This window comes from [Limnothrix rosea] IAM M-220, assembly GCF_001904615.1.
In the GTDB taxonomy this organism is placed as follows: Bacteria; Cyanobacteriota; Cyanobacteriia; order Cyanobacteriales; family MRBY01; genus MRBY01.
Window position 1 is genome coordinate 1 of sequence record NZ_MRBY01000044.1, and the last position, 24,803, is coordinate 24,803.

16 protein-coding genes and 1 pseudogene are annotated in these 24,803 nt (G+C 46.0%); 7 read left to right on the top strand and 10 right to left on the bottom strand.

Going from position 1 to position 24,803, the window contains the following annotated elements:
- Positions 1 to 118: 118 nt before the first annotated feature.
- Both NIES208_RS14655 and NIES208_RS14660 read right to left on the bottom strand, forming a co-directional pair.
- Positions 119 to 1,543 carry a glycosyltransferase family 2 protein gene (locus NIES208_RS14655; protein WP_075893728.1) on the bottom strand — a complete coding sequence of 475 codons (1,425 nt, stop codon included), beginning with the start codon at positions 1,541 to 1,543 and terminating at the stop codon, positions 119 to 121.
- A 130-nt stretch (positions 1,544 to 1,673) separates the two neighbouring features.
- Positions 1,674 to 6,470, bottom strand: coding sequence for a CHAT domain-containing protein (locus tag NIES208_RS14660; protein WP_075893729.1), 4,797 nt, complete (start codon positions 6,468 to 6,470; stop codon positions 1,674 to 1,676).
- A 558-nt stretch (positions 6,471 to 7,028) separates the two neighbouring features.
- Here NIES208_RS14660 and NIES208_RS14665 point away from each other — a divergent pair.
- The 5 genes from NIES208_RS14665 (at position 7,029) to NIES208_RS14685 (ending at position 11,988) form a co-directional block, all read left to right on the top strand.
- Positions 7,029 to 7,547 (top strand): hypothetical protein, encoded by a 519-nt coding sequence (locus tag NIES208_RS14665; RefSeq protein WP_075893730.1) that lies wholly within the window; start codon positions 7,029 to 7,031, stop codon positions 7,545 to 7,547.
- Positions 7,548 to 7,555: 8 nt separating this feature from the next.
- Positions 7,556 to 8,464 carry a ParA family protein gene (locus tag NIES208_RS14670; RefSeq protein WP_075893731.1) on the top strand — a complete coding sequence of 303 codons (909 nt, stop codon included), beginning with the start codon at positions 7,556 to 7,558 and terminating at the stop codon, positions 8,462 to 8,464.
- Between the two features lie 23 nt (positions 8,465 to 8,487).
- A complete protein-coding gene (locus tag NIES208_RS14675) occupies positions 8,488 to 9,021 on the top strand; it encodes a hypothetical protein (protein WP_075893732.1) in 534 nt (177 codons plus the stop codon).
- A 149-nt stretch (positions 9,022 to 9,170) separates the two neighbouring features.
- On the top strand, positions 9,171 to 11,399 hold the full coding sequence (locus tag NIES208_RS14680; protein WP_075893733.1) for an NADP-dependent isocitrate dehydrogenase: 2,229 nt from the start codon (positions 9,171 to 9,173) through the stop codon (positions 11,397 to 11,399).
- 226 nt (positions 11,400 to 11,625) lie between these two features.
- Positions 11,626 to 11,988 (top strand): hypothetical protein, encoded by a 363-nt coding sequence (locus NIES208_RS14685; RefSeq protein WP_075893734.1) that lies wholly within the window; start codon positions 11,626 to 11,628, stop codon positions 11,986 to 11,988.
- 24 nt (positions 11,989 to 12,012) lie between these two features.
- On the opposite strand, the pseudogene NIES208_RS14690 reads toward NIES208_RS14685, so the two are convergent.
- The 4 genes and pseudogenes from NIES208_RS14690 to NIES208_RS14700 form a co-directional block, all read right to left on the bottom strand.
- Positions 12,013 to 12,342, bottom strand: a pseudogene (locus NIES208_RS14690) (element excision factor XisI family protein).
- Between the two features lie 53 nt (positions 12,343 to 12,395).
- Positions 12,396 to 12,518 (bottom strand): element excision factor XisH family protein, encoded by a 123-nt coding sequence (locus NIES208_RS19810; RefSeq protein WP_315861647.1) that lies wholly within the window; start codon positions 12,516 to 12,518, stop codon positions 12,396 to 12,398.
- On the bottom strand, positions 12,515 to 12,742 hold the full coding sequence (locus NIES208_RS19815) for an element excision factor XisH family protein (RefSeq protein WP_315861646.1): 228 nt from the start codon (positions 12,740 to 12,742) through the stop codon (positions 12,515 to 12,517). The genes NIES208_RS19810 and NIES208_RS19815 overlap by 4 nt, the downstream gene beginning before the upstream one ends.
- Positions 12,743 to 12,829: 87 nt before the next feature.
- Positions 12,830 to 15,196, bottom strand: coding sequence for an acyl-CoA dehydrogenase (locus NIES208_RS14700; protein WP_075893735.1), 2,367 nt, complete (start codon positions 15,194 to 15,196; stop codon positions 12,830 to 12,832).
- On the opposite strand from NIES208_RS14700, the gene NIES208_RS14705 reads away from it, so the two are divergent.
- On the top strand, positions 15,195 to 15,611 hold the full coding sequence (locus NIES208_RS14705; RefSeq protein WP_225875324.1) for a four helix bundle protein: 417 nt from the start codon (positions 15,195 to 15,197) through the stop codon (positions 15,609 to 15,611). The genes NIES208_RS14700 and NIES208_RS14705 overlap by 2 nt on opposite strands.
- 152 nt (positions 15,612 to 15,763) lie before the next feature.
- On the opposite strand, the gene NIES208_RS14710 is transcribed toward NIES208_RS14705, so the two are convergent.
- From NIES208_RS14710 to NIES208_RS14720, 3 genes are all read right to left on the bottom strand, one after another.
- Entirely contained in the window at positions 15,764 to 16,969 is a 1,206-nt protein-coding gene (locus NIES208_RS14710) for a thiolase family protein (protein WP_075893736.1), read from the bottom strand.
- 128 nt (positions 16,970 to 17,097) lie between these two features.
- Positions 17,098 to 19,470, bottom strand: a complete 2,373-nt coding sequence (locus tag NIES208_RS14715; RefSeq protein WP_171971782.1) for a 3-hydroxyacyl-CoA dehydrogenase/enoyl-CoA hydratase family protein — start codon at positions 19,468 to 19,470, stop codon at positions 17,098 to 17,100.
- Between the two features lie 279 nt (positions 19,471 to 19,749).
- A complete protein-coding gene (locus tag NIES208_RS14720) occupies positions 19,750 to 21,795 on the bottom strand; it encodes an AMP-dependent synthetase/ligase (protein WP_075893737.1) in 2,046 nt (681 codons plus the stop codon).
- A 718-nt stretch (positions 21,796 to 22,513) separates the two neighbouring features.
- Here NIES208_RS14720 and NIES208_RS14725 point away from each other — a divergent pair.
- A complete protein-coding gene (locus NIES208_RS14725) occupies positions 22,514 to 23,368 on the top strand; it encodes an ABC transporter ATP-binding protein (protein ID WP_075893738.1) in 855 nt (284 codons plus the stop codon).
- A gap of 270 nt (positions 23,369 to 23,638) precedes the next feature.
- Here NIES208_RS14725 and wecB read toward each other — a convergent pair whose 3' ends face one another.
- Complete coding sequence (gene wecB / locus NIES208_RS14730) at positions 23,639 to 24,730, bottom strand: non-hydrolyzing UDP-N-acetylglucosamine 2-epimerase (RefSeq protein WP_075893739.1); 1,092 nt, start codon at positions 24,728 to 24,730, stop codon at positions 23,639 to 23,641.
- Positions 24,731 to 24,803 lie beyond the last annotated feature (73 nt).

Here is a 24,803-nt window from a genome sequence, read left to right on the forward strand (position 1 = left end):
GCTCTCCCATTCACCGCGTCGTACTTCCGAGCATGCTTAAGCAAAACTCACGTTAACTAAAAAAAATCGAGATTTAGCTGGCTAAACCCCGACAAAAATCACGTAACAGTGATTAAAATTACGACTGGGATGCAAGGGTTTCTTCTTCGCCTTGGTGCACTGTTTTTACCCACTTCAACCGCTTACGACGCACCGACATACGGGCAGTAGTCACTGGCATGATGACCAACCAATGCAACATATACACTGAAGTCACTAAACAACTGTTGGTAATCTTGCTCAATTTCTGCCAAGTCCAAGGCTGTTTTTTATAGACCCGTAGAGTACCTTCGAGCATCGCCCAAGATGTCAGTAATGTCGCTAGGGCAGTCATGGGAAAGAGCACGGGGAAATGACCGGTGGCGATCGCAAATACAAAATCAGGCACCGCAGCAGTGGGCAATAGGTACTGCATCAAAATGAAAGAAAACAGATCAATCTTTTTGCCAAAACCAAGACGTTGATTTGAGAAGTAACGCCAGTAGTCGAGGTAACGTTGGTAGCCCCCTTCAGCCCAGCGACTGCGTTGATGCCACAATGACATTGCTTTGGTCACGCCTTCTTCTTGCACAGCAGGCTCTAGCAAAAAGCCAATCTTCCAGTCGTCTAGGTGCAAACGGATCGTCAGGTCGAGATCGTCGGTAATCGTTTCTTCGTTCCAGCCACCACATTGATCTAGGGCTGTGCGCCGCACAAATTGACCATTGCCTCGCAGTTCGCCGATACCGCCTAGGGCAATCCGTTGCTGTTGGAAATAGCCATCAAGGATCATTTCCGTCGCCTGACCCTTTGTCCAGAAATTTAGAGATTCGTTGGCGATCGCCTTGCGTACTTGAATTGCCCCGACTTTTTGATCATCGAACATCGGCACAACATGGCGGAGGAGATCTTTGGGGGCTTTGGCATCAGCATCGAAAACCGCCACAATATCGCCTTGGGTGTCAGAGAGGACTTGATTTAATGCACCGGACTTGCCGCCGCCAGCATTGGGAGGACGGTGAACCACTTTTAATTGGGAAAATTCCTGCGCGAGTTCATCGAGGATTTGACCTGTTTTATCGGTACTAGCATCGTCAATCAGCCAGACATCATATTTATCGACGGGATAATCAAGCTGACACAGATTTTTAACGAGACGGCCAATGACAGCCTCTTCATTTTTTGCAGAAATGACTAAAGACACCGTGGGAGCATCATTTAACTGAGCATCCGTGAGGGGAGTCGGCGACTCATCTGGCTTCTGAGAAACAAGGCGGATCGCTTGGATCAGTAAGAGTCCTGTTGCGCCCAATACAGCGGTTGATCCCCAGCTCACTGTATGCAGAACAAAGGCGATCGCCCAGACAAGGCTCAACATAAACGCAGATTTTTTGCGTCTACCACCAAGGCCTTGAAAAAAATCTTCCCGAAACTCCTCCTCCGCCTCTTCGGGATCGGAAAATTCATTTAAGAGCGTTTCAATGGGATCAATGTTTTCTTCTTCTTGCCAAGGCTGATTTGCCATCGTCTATCTACTCCTGTGCCAAGCACGAACAGTTTTGCGATTCTTTACGAAGCTTGACATTTATGATAATCGATCGCCTAGACAACTTTGCGGTAGATATCATCAGCTAGGGGTTATCAAGAAAATTCCCCTACCAAGGATTCCCAATTAGTGCAAAACCGCTCCAAAAATAAGGATGGGCAAAGTCCTGATCGGAGACATCACCGACCTCTGGCGGCAGTGTAATGGAGCCGTTCGATGTCATCAATTTATTGCCTTCGGCATAAACGTCCTTTCTGAGGAGCGATAGTTGTGCTTGTTGTAGCGCTTCTGCTTTGATAGGCGACTTTTGCAAATTTTCGTAGAGACCCGTCATCAGTGCTAATGTCCCTTCGTCGCTGACGTACCAGATGCTACCGATCGCCGATTTTGCGCCAGAAGCCAGAGCAAGCCCAGCAAATCCTAATTCAGCTTGGCGATCGCCGAGAGCAGTACGACAGGCAGACAAAACGAGTAGTTCAATGGGCGGCTCATTCAGGCGAAGTCGGGATAACTCATTCATCGTGATCCTTTGATCATGGAACTGGATAAATGAACGATCATTTTGTCCAGAGCGAAATTCACCATGGGTTGCGAGGTGAACAATACTATAGGGATTGCGCTCACGAGCTGCGAGTAAATTCTCCACCGTAAATTGTTGCTCCACAAACGACGTTCCCTGCCAAATTTGGTCGGCAATAATTTCCACTTCAAGGGGAGCCGCCGGAAGATCATCGAGTCCATTAAACTCCGATGCACCCATCGCTAAGAGTTGATTTTGACGCGGGGGAATATAGCCAGAGGTATTTGTCAGCGAGAAACTGGGCATCATACCCACACTGTATTTTTCGATCAGGAATTTGTCGCCATCGTGGAGTGCTGCCACTGGTAGCGCCCGAAAACCCTCATCCATAATAAAAGTCAGATTATTAATTTGCTCCGCTTCGATATCTGGCTCGAGGGGATCAATAAAAATGTTGTGCAGCGCTTGGGCTGGTTGCATATAGCGATCGCCGAAACGGGGACTCGTTACCCCCGCCACAAATTCACTCACCAGAGGCATCACATTTTCCCTTGTCACACCCGGCACTTTTTTGCGGATAACCTTGCCAGAATAGGTCACCATCACCAATTCCAGCTCTTCGTCATTGTCGAGTTTTTCCGGCGGATTGAGGAATTTTTCTTCCGCATTAAGGAAATCACTCAGGCGATCGCCCCTGTAGCTCCATTGCGTCACATCTTTTGTTAAATCATCCTTACCGCTTTCAGCCTTAGTACTCACCAGAGTATCCTCCTCCTCTGATGGGACAAAAAACACATAAATTAGAGCCGGATTTACCCCCGTTTGCTCCTGAATCTTTTCCAACTTGCCTGTGATGACCGCAAGATTACTACCATTATCATCCGCAAGTTGATCATCAGGATTTGACATATTTGGGTCGTCACCCGCACAATCTGCCCCAGTTAGACAATCCTCAATCACAGCACCGCCATCACCCGGATCAAAATCATCAATATTTGGTGTATCTGTATTTTCTAACGTTGCAGACGCGGTATTACTAACAGAAAAAGCTGGAGTTGTCGCCTGAATTTCAAAGGAACCCACAACACTATTTGCCGTGGGCGTTACACTCACCTGTCCGGCACTATTAGTCGTCCCCGACAAGCTTGTGGGATTACTACTCGCCCCGCTGTTGGGCGCATCAAACTGCACCTCTAAATTTTCCAAAATATTATTGAACGTGACTTCCGTCGCCGCCACAGTCACTGACCCAAAATCCGTATTAATGGCAGTGCTTTGACCATCACCACCGACGAGGGATAGACTCACCCCTTGAAACTCCACAGCCCCTAAATCAACCGCAACATCAACAATCCGAGAGCCACCCCGCTGGTCAGTCGTGCTAATCACCGCAGCATTATCGCCCGCATTCAAAGCAGGACTATCGAAAAAGAAAAAGTGAGTCGTGATTGGACTCGTTCCGGTATTGGGATCACCCACATCCAGACCACCATAATCTCCCAAAGGCATGAGAGATGGATCATCAGTAATGACTGGGTTCCCAGCAATAGAGACAGCGCTATTCTCAACAATATTTTCACCTGCGGCAGTAGTTGCTCGCCCAAAGGGACTCAGAGTGTCTTCAATATCCGCACCAGAACTGTTGGCAATAATGCTATTGGTGATGTCAAGAAAAACAGTTGTCCCGGAACCGCCATAGCCATTAGCAATGCCGCCACCCGCACCCGTTGCGGTGTTCCCCAAAATCGTGCTGTTGAACAAATCGGTATTACCATCGTTGAAAATACCGCCCCCTGCACCTGTAGCCGTATTACCGGAAACAGTGCTGTCTTGCAGGGTCAAATCGTCATTGTAATTATTAAAGATGCCGCCACCAGAACCATTGGCCCGATTGCCAGAAACAGTTGTTCTCAGGAGCGTTGTATTGCCAAAGTTTACTATGCCGCCACCATCTGACAAAGCACCATCGACTCGGTTTGCCGTAATCAAACTATCCGTAATTGTTGCCGTACCGCCAGCTCCAACTTTAATGCCGCCACCATAGCCACCACCAGCAGAAATGACATTGCCCGTCACAACACTAGTACGGAGATTGAGAGTTTGACCAGCAGAGTAATTATCAATACCACCGCCACCGTTGACAGCCGTGTTGCCTGATATCGTGCTGTCCTGAATATCTAAAGTATCGCCATTATTAACAATACCGCCGCCAATATTGTCTGAGGTATTGCCAGAAACTGTACTTCTGAGAAGGTTAATATCACCAGCAGCATCGTTGAAAATGCCGCCACCACCTTCTGTTCCGGTGGTTCCAATTGCATCATTATTATCAATAAGGCTATCTGTGATCGTTACAGTGCCATCATCATTAAAGATGCCACCACCGGATGTCGCTGTGTTGCCAGAGAGTTCAACTCGAGTGAGGGTGACATCACCGCCATCATTAAAAATGCCGCCCCCACGATCAAGGGATGTGTTGTTGCGGATGGTGACATCGGTGAGCGCTAGATTTCCACCACTAAAGGAAATACCAGCCCCATCGCCAATGGGTGCAATTGCGCCATTTTGAATGGTGAGATCATTAATTGTCAGATCGGCGGTCGCGAGAATAACGCGATCTAAACTGCCTGTGCCGTCGAGAAAAACGAGTCCTGCACCAGCGCCGTTAATAATTAGATCTGTTGTAAAACTGAAAGCTGCTGGTACACTTTTTCGAGCAGTGACAGCACCAGCGCCAGCGCCAATATTGATTGTGGCAGTGCCAGTGACAGCACCAATGGCATTATGGGCTGCTTGAATGGAGTCGCCGAGTAAGGTAGAAATACCCGATTCTGGGTTGACGGCATTGAGCTCAAATAAAAGATTTCCCGCGCCGATGTTAATGGTCGTTGTACCACCTAAATCCTGATTAAATAAACGACTCCGGAGAGTCAATGTTGTGCCAGCAGGAACAGGGTTTGTCGTAACAATGGAATCTTCGAGGGTAATATCACCTGCATCGGTACCGCTTCCCACAGTGGTGATTAATACACTGGTTCCCCCTTCAAGGGCTGCCTCAATTGTGTCTGGTGAAATATCTGACGTTGGAGATACCGATGTTGGTTCAAAGTTTCCGCTGGCATCTAATAAACCTGTTCCTGTATTGACGATGTTGATATTTGTTGGATCGAGTAACCATAATCCTGATTGACCATTAACGGCACTGGCATTAACGTTGGCACCGAAAACATCGAGGTAGATTTTGCCGGAGGTTTCGACTAAACCGCCATCGCCGCTTAAAGCACCGCCTGTGGCGATCGCCTCTCCGTAGAATCCTGTGGCATTATCTGCCCAGACAATAATTTGTCCGGCATCTCCTGTGGCGATCGCCCTTGAGTCTAGAACAGAATTGCGATCGACGAAGGTATTAAATGCTGTGGGTAATGTGCCGCCGCCTCGGTAATCACCACCGACGAAAATTTGACCACCGCCATTCATGCCAGAAGCATTGAGATTTGCCGATTCGAGAAAAATATGACGGCCAAAAACACCGATATCACCGCCGATATTGCCCGTCGCATCAAGGTTGCCAGAAATAAGAGTACGACCGGACTCGGCATCTAAATAGTCCGAATTGATCACGCCATCAAGGCCGCTTCCGGTCAGCAGTTCCGGCAAGTTGGTCGCGGTAAAATTACCAGATGTTGGCGGCGTTAACTCTAGACCTAAAATCTGACCGTCTTGGCTGAGGCGCAAGGTATTACTACCCGGCACGGCGATCGCCTGAATTTTCCCTTCCTTCGCCGTCAAATTACCTGTATTGACAACATTTGAGGCAAATAAATTCAGCGCTTGACCCGGCGCGACATTAAGATCGCCAGCATTAATAATCGCGCCCGTACCGTCAAAGAAGAAATTTGTGGGTGAACCCGTGAGCTGGGCATAGTCCACCCCATCAATCCACAGATCACCATCCTCAAAAGCCGCTCCCCACGCCGTACTCGCCGTAAAATCTCCTGCCACATTAAGTTGGGCATTACTGCCGAAAACCAAACCCGATGGATTCAGGAGAAATAAATTTGCGTCGCTATTGGTAATCTCGATCAATCCATCAATAAAAGATGGATTGCCGCCACTGACACGGGACAAAATATTTTGAATCTGAGGATTTGCCAGAAATGTCGCGCTCTGACCTGTCCCCAAATTGAAGTCGTTGAAATTGTGAAATAAATTGCTGTTGTCGCCAGAGGTACTGCCCCCTGTAATGGCAAAGGCATCCCCCGCCTGTTCAACAATTGTGCCTGTGCTCTCTCCTGCTGGCGTAATTTGGGCGATCGCCGACCCACCATGGCAAGTGGTTGCAACAGGAAACAAAACCAAAACAGCCGACAAACGCAGACGAAACACGGAGAGTACCTCTCGTCATAAAGTCTAGGAAAAAAATTGAATAGTCAATCAATCATCAACATTCACGCATTGTTCTACATCAGTAAAATTACGGAATCCGCAATTTCTGGGAAAGAAATAGGGTCTAAAATATTAGTCTCCTGATTGAAATTTTAAGTTCCATCACAGTCAAAACAACGCGATATATAGTCATTAATCTCAATTATCCATAATTCATTTCAGTTATCTCCCAAAGCACCATTCATATGGACAGAAAATTTTGCCTTTGCTGCCATTAACTTTTTGGCGATCGCCCCATCACAGGCTGACAACATTGCGCCCTAGTGAAGAGGATCAGCATCTCCTCTAATTTTGCGGCAGTTTTGTGGAGGATCGCTCACCATTCACTTAAAAGTCGCACTCGCTGCATTCACTCCAACAAACCTAACTTCGATATTTTCCTTATATTTTTCAGGGAAATTCCCAACTGTCGCGAACATCTGTCAATGGAAATGTTTTGACGATGGTGCCTTTCGGTAGAATAAGCTCACACCTTTGATGTGATGGAGTAGATGGCAGATGTCTCTGCGCGATAAACCTTTAGATTGGCAAATTAATGTTCACGACTTTTATGTGCCCCTCACCTATAAGGGTAAAAATGTTGGTTTGGTTGATCCGCAGTATGCAAAGAGTATTGCCAATATTCTCAATGGTGAAGAAAGTATCAAAAAAGCACTGCGGCTGGCCTGTGAAGAGCTTCTCGCTGAGCTAGGGGGCAATCCCCAAGATATTAATGAGCTGAAGTCGTTAATGCGGGAGTACATTTCACGCACCCGTAAACCTCGCTCCGGTACACCGGCGATCGCCGCCTTGCTAAAGGAAAGACAAAAAGAACTCGACATTTCCCAGATGGAATTTGTCAGGTTTTGCGACTCCTATAAACTTTCTCCCGACGACCTCAAAGGAATTTATAAAGGTGACCCTGTAGAGAGCAGACTGTTTGCTCCTCTCTGTCGTATCCTCGGAAAAGAGACCGAAGATATCATTGCGATTCTCGAAGGGCGCGATCTCGACGACGACGATCTGGATTTGCTATAGCAGCTGTTATGGGTTCTATTGTTGCGTTTGTAAATATGAAAGGTGGCGTTGGCAAAACGACTACCACCATAAATTTAGCGGCTTGTTTGGCAAGGGACTATAACAAGCGGGTATTGATTGTCGATCTCGATAGTCAGATTAATGCAACCTTGAGTTTGATGTCGCCGGTGGATTTTGCCAAGCTCAAAAAAGAACATAAAACCCTCCGTAATTTAGTTAAACAGTCAGTTTCAAAAGAAACGCAACCGCGCTGGGCAGCCACTGAGATTATTCAAACAAATTTGTGTGGTGTTAATGGTCTCGATATTTTGCCGGGGGACATCGAACTTTACGAAGATTTTGTTTTAGCGGACATTATCTACGAGCGCTCCCAGGGGAAACGGGAAAATTTCCTTGAGCGCTGGCAAGACATGGAAGATACACTCCTCAAACGTATTCTCCGTCCCATTGCGCCTATGTATGATTTTGTTTTGCTGGATTTTTCGCCGGGGGATCACCTCATGACCCGCAGTGGCATTTTAGCGAGTGATTATTATGTGATTCCCGCGAAGCCTGAGCCACTGTCTGTTATTGGTATCGGTATTCTCGAAGGCCGCATTAAGCAGTTTAAGGATCACCAGCGTAGCAACATTAAGTTATTGGGGATTACGTTTACCTCCCTAGGACGCACGACGAAAATGGCGGCTCAGGTGCAGGAGCGTCTTGAACGGGATTTCGGCAAAAAATCTCTATTTCAAACAGCTATTCCCATCAATGTGGCGATCGCCCGTGCTGTGGATTTTTATAAGCCTGTAGTGATGACAGAACCCAAGTCAACGGGAGCTAAGGCCTATAAACGCCTTGCAAATGAATTTTTATATCGCTGGCAGCAACGGACAAAAAATCCTGATTTGTCTGGGGCAAAGTCGGAAAGTTAGATATCGACTCCTCGTCATCTACTATGCGATTACCATTTCTTGGTTTTTTACTTTCTGCCTCAACTCTCATCACCTCTGGCTGTGGCCTCTTAGTAGCTGAAACATCGTCCCAGGTTGCCGTTCGTCTGAGTGCAGATATCGTCAGCCAACCGGAAAAAATCACACCGCAATCCCCGGCGATCGCCGCAGTCAAACCAGACATTCCCATGGTGACGGTGACTCGCTACAAAATTGACCGTCAGTGTAATAATCTCGTTCCTGAGGATCTAGACGTTGCGGCTGCTGCGTCCCTAGAAGAAACCATCGAAACCATTGTCGGCGATCGCAGCAACGGAGATTTTCGCATTGCAGGCTATCGTATGGCGATCGACGAATCCACAAAAACCGCAACCATCGATTTCCGCCTGCCGATCGATTCTCCCCGCTCCATGTATTCCCTATCCCACTGCGAACAATTGGCGCTGCTCGGGGAACTCCGCCAAACCCTTGTCGCTAATGCTGACTGGAATATTGACATAGTCACTTTTCAAGTACAGGGACAAAACTTGCAATATTAACGGCAAAGTGATTTTTCTCAAATGATAATTGAGACAAGATAATCCAGTTTACTCTGTCGTAACTTTCGAATGAATCGATACGGCTCGTCACCCCGACGCCATGTATCATTTAGGCTGACATAATTTGATGAGTTTTCCGCGCCAGCGATATGAGTAATCAGACCTCGAAAATCACCTACACATTTACCGACGAAGCGCCTGCTTTAGCAACGTATTCTTTTTTGCCCATTGTGAAAGCTTTTACAAATGCGGCGAATATCGAGGTTGAAACAAAAGATATTTCCCTTGCTGGCCGGATTCTCGCCAACTTCCCCGAATTTCTGACTGAAGAGCAGCGCCAACCCGATGCCCTCGCGGAATTAGGTGCGCTAGCAAAAACGCCAGAAGCTTTTATTATTAAACTCCCCAATATCAGTGCATCCATCCCCCAGTTAACCGCTGCCATTAAAGAGCTACAGGCAAAGGGTTACAACATTCCAGATTTTCCCGCTGACCCGAAAACCGACGAAGAAAAAGCGATTAAAGCAAAATATTCCAAAGTCCTAGGTAGTGCCGTTAACCCAGTGCTGAGGGAAGGAAACAGCGATCGCCGGGTTGCTGCTGCGGTAAAAGAGTACGCCCAGAAACATCCCCATTCCGTCGGTGAGTGGACAAAGGATTCTAAGTCCCACGTGGCGTTTATGGATGCCGATGATTTCTATGGCAGTGAGCAATCGGTGGTGATCGAAAAAGCTGGCGATGTCAAAATTGAGCATGTGGCAGCCGATGGCAAAGTCACCATTTTAAAAGAAAAAACAGCAGTTCTTGAAGGGGAAGTGATCGACGCATCTCGCATGAGTGCCAAAGCGTTGCGGGCATTTTACGAAAAAGAAATTGCGGCGGCTAAAGCTGAAGATATTCTGCTGTCTCTCCATGTGAAAGCGACCATGATGAAAGTGTCTGACCCGATTTTATTTGGTCATGCCGTCACCGTTTATTTCAAAGATGTCTTCGAGAAATATGCGGAAACTTTCGCCGAGTTGGGCGTAAATCCTAAAAATGGTTTGGGTGATGTCTATGCCAAAATTGCGACTTTACCCGCTGATCAAAAAGCTGCCATTGAAGCAGATCTCGCTGCCACCTATGAAACCCAACCCCGTCTGGCGATGGTAAATTCCGACAAGGGCATCACCAATTTGCATGTGCCCAGCGACGTGATTATCGATGCCTCCATGGCCGCCGCGATTCGCACCTCCGGCAAAATGTGGGGCGCAGATGGCAAACCCTACGACACGAAAGCAATGATTCCCGACCGTTGTTACGCCACCATGTACCAAGCTTGTATCGAGTTTTGTCAGGAAAATGGCGCGTTCGATGTGACCACCATGGGCAATGTCGCCAATGTTGGTTTGATGGCGAAAAAGGCAGAGGAATACGGCTCCCACGATAAGACCTTTGAAATTCCCGCCGATGGTACAGTGCGTGTCGTTGATGCTGACGGTGCAACCTTAATGGAGCACAGCGTTGAGGCTGGTGATATTTGGCGGATGTGCCAAACCAAGGACATTGCGATTCAGGATTGGGTGAAACTTGCCGTCAGTCGCGCGAGAGCAACGGGCAATGCAACGGTCTTTTGGCTTGATGAAAACCGTGCCCATGATGCCAACATTATCGCGAAGGTGAACGCCTATTTACCGGAGCACGATACGGAAGGGCTAAATATGCAGATTTTGCCGCCAGTGGATGCGATGAAATTCACTTGTGCCGAAATCAAAGCGGGTAATGATGTCATCTCGGTAACGGGTAACGTATTGCGGGATTATTTGACGGATCTTTTCCCTATTCTCGAACTGGGCACTAGCGCGAAAATGCTGTCGATTGTGCCCCTTCTTGCGGGTGGCGGTTTATTTGAAACTGGAGCGGGTGGTTCTGCGCCGAAACATGTTCAACAATTTGTCGAAGAAGGTCATTTACGCTGGGATTCTTTGGGGGAATTTTTGGCGATCGCCGTCACCCTAGAAGACCTCGGCAAAAAGACTAATAACGAAAATGCTTTGGTATTAGCAGAGGCTTTAAATACTGCGAATAGTAAGTATCTCAATAACGATAAATCTCCATCCCGCAAAGTCGGGGAAATTGATAATCGTGGCAGTCATTTCTACTTGGCAATGTATTGGGCAGAGGCATTAGCAGAACAAGATAAAAACCCTGAACTCAAGGCAAAATTTGCCAAGCTAGCAGAAGTTCTAACGGTAAATGAAAGCAAAATTGTAGCTGAATTAAACACAGCTCAAGGTAAACCCGTAGAAATCGGTGGTTATTACTCCACAAATCCTGACAAGGCAAGTGAAGCAATGCGTCCTAGCAAAACTCTAAATGAGGCGACTAGTATGATTTAAAAAACAAAATATTGCACTTCTTTTTCGACGCAAAAATAGTTGCAAATATTTGTTCTTTTTCTCAAAGAAATAAATGTTTGTAACTAATACTATCCATTAATTTAAAGTGTGCCAATTAGCGCATATACTTTTTTTTTTCAAGAACTATTGCATTTGTGGAATCACAGCTTTCAGCTTGGTCTACAATGGTTAGCCCAGCTTAATATTTCAAATAATTCATTCGAGTATGAAATATATTACAAAAGTCACAATTACTCAAAGCCGAGTAACCGTAGAATTCCCCAACAAGAGAACTTTAGAGGCGAGTAGAGATTTTTTTGATTTTGTAGGGACAAAAATAGCAACTCCTCAATGGACAATCCCAGACTTAGCTAATGATGATGATGTATTCAGAATAGGTTGTGGTTCAACGAAAATGGATTCCGAAAGAAATGAAAGTATTTGGTTTCAAACTAAATATTTTGACGGCTGTGGTATTACAACAGCATATGAGTGGTTTTTAAACCCTAATAAAATTGGTGAGAAAGTCAAGGGAAAAAGATTACCCAATAATCAAATGGTAGGCGATACACACATTATTTTGCCTTGAAATATAAACAGTGTCTATACTTTTTTAAGCAACACCATAGTTTGTATAAGGACGTTTGTAGCTAGGCTGTAAACCTAAAATAATATCTGAATTGGGAATTCCTTTATCTACTAAAGCTTGACCTAGATCTACTTCGGTCATATTGTACTGAATCCAAACTTTTTGTTCTTTTATGTCAATATGAACATAGCAAGCACAGATATGCTTTAATCCTTGCTAACCTACTTTAATAATCTAATAGTGATCCTGCTCAGTATCACAAATCAATTGACATTCAATTTCAGGTTCGTTACTGACGGCTAAAGACTGAAGTAACTCTTTTACGATTTGACGATATTGATCTAGTTTTGCCATGAAATAATCTCCTTTGAGTTTGGTTCGTAAGCAATTAACTTGAGGGAATATTTTTAGATGGCTGCTCTCGGAAATTCTTCTTGGAAGAAAGACTCAAATATATCGACTGGTACAGCGAGAAAAAGTACGCGATCAGGTTCTGTAATTTCTAGCGCTAAACGATAATTTAAAATTATCTGAGTGCAGTGTGAAAATCATTAATTGTGAAAGGATTGATAAAACTTTTAATTTCCACTGCAATTTTTTTGTTATCTTTTTCTGCTACTAATATTTTTTCTGCTGCCAAATCAATTTCCAATTTAATACGCTCAATCCGAATCGTTAGGGGATCACTAGTAATTTTCCAGCCATCCTTTATAAGAGCTGCTTTGACTGCGTCGTGGAATAAGTCCTTTGCCATAAATTTGCAAAAAACAAGCTTGAGATATCTTCTTTCAGGATAAATGAAAGCTCTCAAACTTGTTCGACTTTTATTCTGAAAGAAAATCTAGCTTCGTAGCTCAGACAGCTTCTCTTGGTGGCTGTATTCTTCTAAACCGAAAGCATCCACTTGAATGGCATCGTTACGGGCAAGTTCGGCTTGGTTGACTAATGCCAATTCGGATTTGGTGATAACGCTGCGCATTTGAGCAAGATCTAGTAGTTTTGTCGGTTTGTTCTGCGGGAGTAATCCTGCGGCGATCGCCGCTTTGATTTTTCTCAGAATTGGTTGACTGGCATGGACGAGGGTGAACGCTTTTTCGAGGCGGCCGAGGGCTTCGGTTTCAGCTTCGGGCACATAAATGCCTTCGGTTAAACGTTCACGAATGAAGCGATTATTTTGCAGAAGTTGAGCAACGTCATGACCGAGTTGATCATTGGGTAAATCGCTGAGTTTCTGCCAACGCACCCAAGGCAACGAAGTACGACGCAACATACCGCCGATAACGGGCAAATCGATATTATTCAAAATGCCTTCAAATGCCATCTGAATTTGATAGAGAGCATATTGCAAACTCCAGTGAACGAGAGGCAATTCTTCCTTTGGTTGACCATTAGATTCATAGCGGCGGAGGGTACAAGTGCCCAAATACATCCAAGTCAAGGCATCGGCAAAACGTCCGGTGAGTTTTTCTTTTCGCTTGAGTTTTCCACCGTAAGCAACCAGCACGAAATCACTGAGTAGAGCAAAAGTTGTCGAGGCAAAAGTGAGTTTTCGATAGTATTTTGCAGTTGCCCCTGATACTGGAGCCATGGTTAATGTGCCGCCACTAATAGTTAACATTAAAGCTCGGAATTTATTTACTGCAAATGAGCTGAGATGTGCCCATAAAGTTTTGTCAAAATGAGCAAGATCTTGATTGTTTAACGCTTGAATTTCGTCATAAATATAGGGGTGGCAACGAATGGAACCTTGCCCAAAAATCATTAGGGTTCGGGTCAAAATATTTGCGCCTTCAACGGTGATTGCAATGGGCATCGCGGTATAAATATTGGCGAGTAAATTACGTTCACCGCGACAAATTCCTGATCCTCCCAAAATATCCATGCCGTCCATCACAACCTTGCGGGTGAGTTCGGTACTAATATATTTGGCGATCGCCGCCGAGACAGCGGGTTGACGATCATTATCCACCGCGCCGCAGGTGTAAAGGCGCAATGCATCGAGCATGTAAGTAAAGCCAGCGATGCGTGCTAGGGGTTCTTCAATGCCTTCAAAACGACCGATGGACAACCCAAATTGTTTGCGATTGACGCTGTGGGCACTGGCCACGCGGGTGACGAGTTTTGCGACTCCGGTACAACTGGCGGGGAAACTGACCCCACGACCTGCCGCCAAAGATTGCATTAACATTTGCCAACCTTTACCAGCTTTTTTCACGCCGCCAATAATTTGTTCGACAGGCACAATGACATCGTGGCCTTCCGTCGGCGAATTATAAAAAGGTACGCCCATCGGATCATGGCGTTGGTTCAGAATAACTCCCTCGGTATTAGTCGGCACAAGCACGCAAGTAATGCCCACATCTTCGCCTTTTCCTAATAAGTGATCAGGATCATAAACCCGTACTGCTAATCCTAATAAGGTGGCGATCGCCCCTAGGGTGATGTAGCGTTTTTTCCAGTTTAATTTGAGATAAAGTTTGCCGTCTTCGCCTTTAAAAACTTCGCCTTTGGAGATTAAACTTGCGGCATCAGATCCGGCGTTGGGTTCGGTGAGGGCAAAGCAAGGGATTTCTTCGCCGATGGCTAAACGGGGTAAATATTGCGATTTTTGTTCAGGCGTACCGTAGCGCATCAAAAGTTTGGCGGGGCCAAGGGAATTGGTGACACCGACAGTTGCGACGTGGGTAAATGAGCGCGATGCGAGCTTCATCATCACGGCACTATAGGCCAGATTTGAAAAGCCCAAACCACCATATTCTTCGGGAATCATCATGCCAAAGAATTTTTCGTGTTTAAGATATTTCCAGAGTTCTGACGGCAAATCTTTATGTTGATAAATTTCCCAATCCGTTGCCATTGCACAGACTTTTTCGACTTGATTATCGAGGAAATCTTGAATCTCTGGCGTGACATGGGGATAGGGTTCATTGAGGATATATTTCCAGTCTGGTTTACCTGTGAAAAATTCTTTTTCCACCCAAGCATTGCCGGCTTTGATGGCTTCTTTTTCGGTGTCGGAGATTTTCGGTAATAACTTTAGTTTTTCAATGGTGAGCATTACCCAGCGAGTGATGAGATTTCGCCGTAAATAAGGAATTAAAACCAGAGATAGGGCGATCGCCGCGCCGCCGAGAAGGACACGGAGAATAAGAGACGCGGTGAGGGGGGGGAGGGAGAAATAATGGAAAGAGGAGAGGAGAGTGATCATGGGCTATAGTCCTATGGGAATAACGGTAGAGAGAAAGATGGGTAATATTCGTTCTTTTAAAGAATTAAGGGTTTGGCAGAATGCCATGGATGGGGCGATGGTTATTTTTGCTCGAAGTAAATTGTTTCCAAGTGAAGAAAAGTTTTCTTTGACAGACCAGATACGTCGTTCTTCTCGTTCTGTGGCGGCAAACTTAGCGGAGGCTTGGCGGAAACGTCGCTATCCTGCGGCATTTGTAAGTAAGCTCAGTGATTCGGAAGCAGAAGCTGCGGAAACTCAGACTTGGGTTGAGCTGGCTCGTCGTTGTGGCTATCTCAGTGATGAGGAAGCGAAGGATTTGGATTCTCGGTACGAGCAAATTTTGGGTCAGTTGGTTGTGATGATTACCCAGCGGGATAAGTGGACGATTCGGTAGTGAGGGAAGACGCGGGGAGTGGGGGAGTGGGAGATGGGGAGAGTTGTGATTAGTGAAAATCAGAAAAATGGATTTTTAGCAATGAGACACCGACTTCACCCTGTCTCTTTCTCTCCGTGTCACCTTGTCTCCCCCCTCTCCATGTCCTCTTCTCATAGCATCAAGTTCTCGAACACGCCAGCCGCCCCCATACCACCGCCAACACACATGGTGACCAGGCCATATTTCACGCCGCGCCGTTTCATTTCATGGAGTAAAGTAGCCGTCAATTTCGCGCCAGTACAACCCAATGGATGACCAAGGGCGATCGCCCCACCATTTACATTCACCAGATCTTCGTTAAGACCTAACTCACGGATCACGGCGAGGGATTGGGCGGCAAAGGCTTCATTGAGTTCGATCAAGCCAATATCTTTGAGGCTTAAACCCACCTGTTTTAAAACCTTGGGAACCGCTGCCACGGGGCCAATGCCCATGATTTCTGGGTCAACGCCCACCGCCGCAAAACCGAGTAATTTTGCCATGGGTTTTACACCCAACTCTTTGAGCATTTTTTCGCTCATCACCACCGTTGCCGCCGCGCCATCGGACATTTGTGAAGATGTGCCAGCCGTGACCGACCCTTTTAAATGGAACACCGGTTTGAGGTGGGCTAAGGCTTCTAAAGTGGTGTCTGCGCGGATGCCTTCATCGGCTTCAAATAGGGTTTCGACCAGCTCCGGTTTGCCATCGACATAGCGGGTTTCGCGGATTGTGACGGGAATAATTTCCGCTTTAAACCGACCATTCTCACGGGCATCAAGGGCTTTTTGGTGACTCCTCAAGGCAAACGCATCTTGGTCTTCGCGAGAGACATTAAATTTCTCAGCGACTTTCTCCGCCGTTAATCCCATCGATAAATAGGCCGCAGGCATGTCGTCAAATAACGCCGCATTCGGGAGCCAGTTGTGCCCACCCATGGGAATTTGGCTCATGGACTCTGCGCCACCCGCGACGATCAGCTCCGCCGACCCGAAATTAATCGCTTGGACTGCCATGGCGATCGCCTGCAATCCCGAAGAACACAACCGATTTACAGTCACTCCCGCCACAGAATCCGGCAACCCAGCCCTGAGCGCGATTAGCCGACCCACATTAAAACCCTGTTCCGCTTCCGGCGCAGCACAACCCATGATCACATCATCAATCAAATCAATCACCGAAGTGTCATTACTGTTGACTGCTAACTGATCACTGATCACTGAAATCGCGCCTTTAACAGCAGTAGCTCCGAGGTCATCGGCGCGGACATTTTTGAGGCTGCCTCTGGGGGCTTTGCCGGTGGCGGTGCGGACGGCACTCACGATGTATGCATTCATCTTTTTGGTTCCTAATTTGGTTGGCTCTAGTCCTTCCTTGGGGAAGGTGCCCGAAGGGCGGAAGGGGTTTCAGTCAGTAGCGCAACTTCACGCAACCCACCCCTAACCCCTCCCAAGAGGGGAATCTGCTAATTTCGCAATGGCTTTTTCGTCTTGAGCATGTGTACAATGCGCTCCTTCGTCTTCGGTTCATCGATGAGCGGCATAAAGTTTTCCCCCTCCAATTTGAGGAGATATTCGTCATCCACCCATGCCATTTCGGTCAACTCGCCCCCCGTCAACACATAGGCGATGCGGTGCGCCAACATCTGGTCATAATCCGAGGCATAGCCCCCTTCTTTCATGGTGTAGACCATATGCTCTAGAACGGTTCGCGCCGGTTTGCCCAACACCGGAATCGGATCTTTTGCGGGCGGCACATAACCCAATTTATGCAGACAAAGCACTTCTTGTTTTGCGACATAAAGGCGGCGATCGCCGTTCATGACAATCTTGGTATTAGCGGGCAAAAATCCTAGTTCAATTCCCTCGTGGGCACTGCCGGAAACCGTTGCTGTGCCCACCGTTTGGAAGACTTTTTTCAGTAAGGGCATCAAATCCGCTGGGGTTTCGCCATGGGCTGTTTTACCAATCCACCGCGCCCAACGCATTAAGCCGCCCCCCGCCGGAATTAGACCCACCGCCATTTCCACAAGACCAATATAAGTTTCCGCATCGGCAACGATATGGGGACAGGCGATCGCCAATTCACAGCCACCACCGAGGGCACGCCCATGGACCGCCGCGACGATGGGTTTATGGAAATAATGGATCCGCTGTACAAAAGCCTGCACTTGATCGAGGAGCTTTTTAACGCCGCCATGGTGATGGCTAAAGGGGTTAAGGTTTTCCAATTCCACCATCCTGCCCACTTCGCCGAGATTTAAACCGACGCAGAAATTATGAGCGTCATTGCCGATCACCAGACCCAAAATTTCATCATGGTTTTCAATAAAATCCAACATTGCCCCAAAGCCTTCGATAACCTTTGCACTCAGGGTATTAGCCTTAGATCTCAGGTCACAGAGCGCAATGCCATCACCGAGATCGAGCAACGCCATTTCGGAGTTATGCCAGAGGGTTTTCTCATCGGTGCGATAGTCTGCCAGATGAATTTCATCATCATGTAACTCAAGTTTTTTATAGGTCATTTTGATGGGCGAATAGACCGTATGATTCTCACCATAAAAACGGTTATAACCCAGTGAAACCATCTGTTCTAGCCAGTCGGGAATTGTGAAATGATTTTTGTTGAGTGCCTCGAACACACGCTCAAAGCCCAGCTCATCCCACATTTGAAAGGGGCCAATGTCCCAGCCGAAACCCCATTTCATTGCGAGGTCGATCATCTGTGGTTCATCGGCAATTTCGGGTACTCGATTCGCGCTGTAGGCCAAGGTTTGCAGCATTAAACGCCGGAAGAATTTACCCGCCCGCCCTTTATCGTCGTACAAATATCGCAGGCGATCGCCCAACGATAATTTCTTGAGCTTATCGAGGTTGCCCAGCTTCATCGGTTTTGGCGAATCATAACCAAATGTTTCTGGGTTTAGCGACCGAATTTCGCCATCAACTTTTTTATAAAAACCCTGCCCAGCCTTCGCACCAAGACTGCCTGTTTCCACTAACTTTTTAAACAAATCCGGCACGAGAAACATCCCTTTTTCTTCGTCTTTTGGCACTGCCGGATAGAGATTTTCTGCAACATAAAGCAGCGTATCCAAACCCACCACATCAGCTGTGCGGAAAGTTGCCGATTTTGGTCTGCCAATTAATGTGCCCGTCAGCGTATCAATTTCCTCAATGGTGTAATCATCTTCGGTGAAACTTTTTAGTGCTAAAAATGAGGTGAAAACGCCAATTCGATTCGCAATAAAATTCGGTGTATCTTTGGCAATAACAACGCCTTTTCCTAATACCATGCGCCCAAACTTTGCCATTCTGGCGACAATTTCTGGATCAGTTTCCGCCGTCGGAATGAGTTCTAATAATTTGAGATAACGGGGCGGATTAAAAAAGTGTGTGCCGAGAAAACGCTTCCTAAATTTAGGGTGACAATTCGCGGCGATCGCCCCAATAGACAACCCACTAGTATTGGTCGAAACAATGGCATTTGCTTTAACCGTTTTTTCGAGTCGCGCCAGCAAATCCCGCTTAATCTCAAGATTTTCGACCACCGCTTCAATCACCCAATCCACCTCCGCCAGCCTGTCCCAATGCTCATCGTAGTTACCGAGGCTGACCCGCTGCGCCATTTTTTTGCTGTAAAACATCGGCGGCGATCGCCGGAGTGCTTTTTTAAAAGCCCCTTCCACGAGATCATTTTTACGACCCGACTTTGACGGCAATTCCAACAGATAAACCGTTAAACCCGCATTCGCCAGATGAGCCGCGATTTGAATGCCCATCACACCCGCACCAAGGACAGCGGCAGTACGGATTGGTTGATACAGTTTAGACATAAAATCTTCCTCATGACGTAACATTACAAAGGGACAAATATTCAGTTTTTTTAAGAAGAAAAGGGATAAAAAGTTATGGTGTATCCATTGAAGTTAGTCGTAGGGTGATGCCCCATCACCAGTTGTTTTTATCCCCGAAAAATCGACAATAAATTTATTAAATTTAGGAGGTATGGTCTTTTTAAATGAGTCTGATAGATGGGATCCTCCTAAATCCCCCTTTGTACGGGGGACTTGAGCTTTTACCTCGTTTTATAGCTGACTGAAATGACTGTAAACCTAGCTGTGCATCAGCGATTGGGCAAAGGTTGGACAGGCTTGGGGCGTAAATAAATCTGTATTTTTTTCTATTGCTAACTCTTTAGATTTATTCGACTGATAAAGCTTATTAATATCCGAGGCAAATCGCAGATAAACTTTGCTTCGCGATAACGTCCCATCGGCATTAATAAAACTCTCTGGAATGTCCTGTTCCATCAAGGCGAATTTACGAATATTTGACCAATAGGGCAGGTGACAATTGGCTTGGTCAACAATGTTTTGATAGAGCGCCATAATCTGTGGATCGCTCAAATCATAATCCATATGATTCGCCGTTAAAAGTTTGAGCAGGGCACTCCGTTCTGGAAAAATTAACATGCCGCAAAATTTCTGATTCATCCCCACGGCGATCGCCCATTGCACCAGCTCAGAGCCTTGCACCGCATTTTCTAAAGGCTTCAGCGAAACATATTTACCCGTTGATAATTTAAATTGCGCTTTTTTCACACCCTTAATCTGCAGAAAACCCTCTGGCGTGAGCCGACCCATATCACCGGTATGCAACCATCCCTCACGGTCAATGGTCTTGGCAGTTCCCGCTGGATCTTTGTAATAACCCAGCATCACAAACGGCGCTTTAATCAAAATCTCGCGATCGCCGGCAATTTTCACTTTAGTAAAAGGCATCGGACAACCCACCGTATCGGCGCGGTGATTATCATGACGGTTGTAGCAAATCACGCCACTAGTTTCCGTCAGACCGTAACCCTGAATCACAGGAATACCAGAACCATTAAAGAAATTCACCAGCTCCGGTCGTAATGCCGCCCCCCCACAAACGAGAGAGTGCAAACGATTCCCGAAAATTTCTTGCCATTGATTAAAGACCCAGCGCTTCGACAAATCCCACGGCATTGTTTGCAAACCTTGGGGCGGGGTAGCAACGTTATAACTATGAGCCACTCGCAGCGCTTGGTTAAATGCCGCCGATTTAAACCGATTTTTCAGCCCACCCGTTTCAAACAAATCACCCTTCGCAATGAGGCGATCGTACATTTTTTCAAGGAGGTGAGGCACAGTGATCAGAATGGTGGGATTAATCAGCCGTAAATGACGAATCAGGCGACTCGGACTAGAAAAATACACACTATGACCATAGGCAAGATGTCCGTAGAGAAAAACCCGCGCGAAAATATGGGTCAACGGTAAAAACAGCAAAACAGTTTCATCATTACCCGTTTTCAAACCGGGATAACTCCCAAAAGCCGTCAGGGCATTACTGGTCATATTTTCATGGCTCAACATCACCCCCTTTGGTTGTTGTTCTTCACTAGCGATATAGATAATCGTCGCCAAATCTTTTGGGTTAATTTGAGCTTTTAGGGTGGCGATCGCCGTCTCAGACCACAGTTTTTGACCCTGTGCTTGCACATCATCCAAGGCCAATAAATCAATACATTGCGGCAAACTTTTACTGTCTAAATTTGGAATTTCTACCGTTTCTCCTGAGAGATAATGGGATAGCTTTAAACAAGTATTCGGTACAAAATTTTGGTTAGGAGATCCCCCCTCCTCTCCGAGTAATGGGTCTCGATTTTTTGCCCAATCACCGTCCGTTTCGACCATCACGACCCACCGCAAAAACGTCGCTTGATCTAAATAGGGAAGTAATTGACCAAGAAGTTTAAGATCGGAAATAACAACGACCTTTGCCTCTGAATGATTCAGACAATAAATAATATTCTCAATCGTTTGGGTGAGATCAATAGGAACATTAACAAACCCAGCTAATAACGATGCTACATCCACTAATGCTAAGGAAAAATCACTAGGCATCAACATCGCGAGGCGATCGCCCTTTTCCAGATGTAGCGCCGAGAATCCTAGGGCAAGCTCCTCCACTTGTTGGCGAAACATTAGGTTAGAGCAGGCTTGCCATTGCCCCTCAACGTAACGATTTAACGCCAAAATGTTTGGGTGGCGATCGCAACCTTGATCCAGTAAATCCAAGACGCTAGAACCGAGAATATTATCTCTGTTGAGGTCACTTAAAAGTTGAGTCATTGATCCTAGAAATGACATTGTCATCCCTCTCAATCAGGAGCCTATATTGATTAAAAAAATTGTTGCCAACCCAACAGAAAAACAATGTTTATATTGCACTATAAAATAGGAGAAGAGCACAACACCCTATTCCGTAGGATTGATACTTGCTGAGAGACTATTACAATATGCCAACTAGCAAGAAAACAACAAAATCTTTAGTTGATAAAAACGATCAGAAAGTATTGAGATTACACGGCAAAATCTTCATTCTCACCAAGTTTTCCACTCAACAAAAATTTATCTTATAGGATGCCGAGATAGAAATTTAGCTCCATAAGAACAATGGTTTACTGGTAATAATTGACACTCAATACCTTGTGAAAATATATAGACATTATAACTTTTGAAAAATGCTGTTTAGTCTTTTTGTAACGATTAAAGTGAGATTTTAACAGAAGCTTTATAAAGTAGCCTCAAAGTAAACAATCAATAGGTGTTTCTTCTTAATCTCACTGGGGATCAAGGGAAAAAGCTTTATAAATAGCTCATATTTGTTGCAGGTTCAGAATTGATCTGGTTATTTATTACAGGATTAACAGCGAAGCCCTAGGAGCAGGGGGCGATCGCCTCCACATTTATATAATCACCTCAACCGCAAAAATCCACCCCACTTGAGCAGACGCTCCCGACACAGGGCATAATTGAAAGAAGTAACGTTACAAACATTTACATTTCCATGACATCCACTGCGGTTTCCCTCGATAAAGTCACTAAGGTTTTCGGCAAAGTGCCTGTTGTCAATGAGCTTTCCTTTGATATTCAGGCGGGGGAAATGTATGGTCTGCTGGGGCCTAACGGCGCAGGAAAATCCACCACCATTCGGATGTTAATTACATTGACAGAGCCCAGTGGTGGCAGCATTCAGGTGGCAGGGGAAGATATACAGCGCAATCCCGCCCATGCTAAACGCAATATTGGAGTTGTCCTCCAGCAGATGAGTGTCGATGTGGATCTGACGGTTTGGGAAAATCTGGAATTTCACGGGCGCTTGCACCATATCCCTAATCCGTTGCGTCAACGCTTAATTCGCCAGTCCCTCGAATATGTCGAGCTGGGCGATCGCCGGGATACTTTAGTCAAAACCTTATCGGGTGGTATGAAACGTCGGGTACAAATTGCGCGGGCGCTATTACACGAACCCAAAATTTTATTTCTTGATGAGCCGACCGTTGGCCTTGACCCCCAAACACGCCGCCGCCTCTGGGAAATTATCCGTGAGCTAAACAATAACGGCATGACTATTCTCCTGACGACCCACTATATGGAAGAGGCAGCCACCCTCTGCGATCGCATTGGCATTATGGAAGCAGGTCAACTCATCGAAGAAGGCACAGTGGATGAACTGCAAGAAAAATATGGTCGCGGTCTAATGATTCGACAGCACAATGAGCGCTGGGATTATCAGTTCTTCCCGACGGTACAGGAGGCAGAGCAACACCTGTCTAACCTGACCGACAAGCGGGGTGTGATGGTGCGTGAGTCTAACCTTGAAGATATTTTTGTGGAGCTCACGGGGCGGCAACTAGATTAACTTTTTGTTAGTCACAGGGGGCGATCGCCTATTTTTTGTGCTCCATCACATGCCTTAAAATCTCAGCCCTTTAGTGACCTGTCTTTGCCAACGAAAACTTTTTTGCTTATGTTCATCCGACAGTATGCAATTCATAGCATAAATCATGGTTCACCAAAAGTTGACCCATCGCAGCGGCGATCGACTCCATATATTACGAACTCCGGTCACAAACAATCTCGAATTTCATCAATTCGTCCCGCACGAAACATCAATAAAACAATTCCCCCGTTACAAACTGTCAGATAAAATCTTCAATATTTTTTCCGAAGCCGTCCCATCACCATATAACGGCATTACACCCGACGGTGGCAACTTAGACATTCGTACCCGAAGTTTTTCTACCATCTCATCAGCACAGTGAGGAGGAATTAAACAATTCCATCCCGATTCCATAAGCTCTAACCACTCAGTTTCATCACGTAGAGTCGCACAGGGAACCTGATAAAAATATGCCTCTTTCTGAATACCACCAGAATCCGTTACTATCATTTTGGCATTCTTTTCCAGCGCAATCATGTCATAGTATCCTACGGGCTCAATCAAGCATAGCGATTGACTCACTTGATCAAACAAGTCCAGCTCCTTAAGAATTTTGCCCGTTCGAGGATGTAATGGTAAGACAACTTTGATTTCTTTGCCTAGTTCCGATAATGCATTGATAATTGCCGTCAAGCGAACATGACTATCAGTATTTTCAGCTCGGTGAATCGTACTTAAAATATACTCCTCCTTCTTAAGATTTAAATCACCCAAAATACGACTTCTAGCATCAACCTGTTGTACATAAAAAAGAGCCGCATCATACATTACATCTCCAACAAGATGAATACGAGGAGAAGCAATACCTTCTTTTAGTAAGTTTTTAGAAGCAATTGTCGTTGGCGTAAATAATAAATCAGCCGCATGATCCGTTAGCACACGGTTGACTTCTTCTGGCATGTTGCGGTTAAAGGAACGTAAACCTGCCTCAACATGGGCAATGGGAATGTGTAATTTCGCTGCGGCGATCGCCCCGGCTAATGTAGAATTTGTATCACCGTAAACTAACATCCAGTCCGGTTTTTCCTTCAGTAAAACCTCTTCAATAGCCGCCAGCATTTTGCCCGTCTGCACACCGTGACTTGCCGAACCAATGCCAAGATTATAATCAGGTCGTGGAATATCAAGCTCGCCGAAAAAAACATCGGACATGTTGCGATCATAGTGCTGTCCTGTATGTACCAGAACCTCATTAATATGCTCTTCCGATCTGACAATTCGAGAGACAGCAGCAGCTTTAATAAATTGGGGACGAGCTCCGATAATTGTTAATATTTTCAACGTGATTAATTGAATATTAGATTGAACTAAACAAATAATATCTTGTAGCCACCATACTCACAAACTTAAGGAT

Bases quoted from the DNA above. Each gene is read 5' to 3' on its own strand.
- NIES208_RS14655 (WP_075893728.1), bottom strand. From the start codon at position 1,543: ATGGCAAATCAGCCTTGGCAAGAAGAAGAAAACATTGATCCCATTGAA.
- NIES208_RS14665 (WP_075893730.1), top strand. From the start codon at position 7,029: ATGTCTCTGCGCGATAAACCTTTAGATTGGCAAATTAATGTTCACGAC.
- NIES208_RS14670 (WP_075893731.1), top strand. From the start codon at position 7,556: ATGGGTTCTATTGTTGCGTTTGTAAATATGAAAGGTGGCGTTGGCAAA.
- NIES208_RS14675 (WP_075893732.1), top strand. From the start codon at position 8,488: ATGCGATTACCATTTCTTGGTTTTTTACTTTCTGCCTCAACTCTCATC.
- NIES208_RS14680 (WP_075893733.1), top strand. From the start codon at position 9,171: ATGAGTAATCAGACCTCGAAAATCACCTACACATTTACCGACGAAGCG.
- NIES208_RS14685 (WP_075893734.1), top strand. From the start codon at position 11,626: ATGAAATATATTACAAAAGTCACAATTACTCAAAGCCGAGTAACCGTA.
- NIES208_RS19815 (WP_315861646.1), bottom strand. From the start codon at position 12,742: ATGGCAAAGGACTTATTCCACGACGCAGTCAAAGCAGCTCTTATAAAG.
- NIES208_RS14705 (WP_225875324.1), top strand. From the start codon at position 15,195: ATGGGCTATAGTCCTATGGGAATAACGGTAGAGAGAAAGATGGGTAAT.
- NIES208_RS14700 (WP_075893735.1), bottom strand. From the start codon at position 15,196: ATGATCACTCTCCTCTCCTCTTTCCATTATTTCTCCCTCCCCCCCCTC.
- NIES208_RS14710 (WP_075893736.1), bottom strand. From the start codon at position 16,969: ATGAATGCATACATCGTGAGTGCCGTCCGCACCGCCACCGGCAAAGCC.
- NIES208_RS14715 (WP_171971782.1), bottom strand. From the start codon at position 19,470: ATGTCTAAACTGTATCAACCAATCCGTACTGCCGCTGTCCTTGGTGCG.
- NIES208_RS14720 (WP_075893737.1), bottom strand. From the start codon at position 21,795: ATGACTCAACTTTTAAGTGACCTCAACAGAGATAATATTCTCGGTTCT.
- NIES208_RS14725 (WP_075893738.1), top strand. From the start codon at position 22,514: ATGACATCCACTGCGGTTTCCCTCGATAAAGTCACTAAGGTTTTCGGC.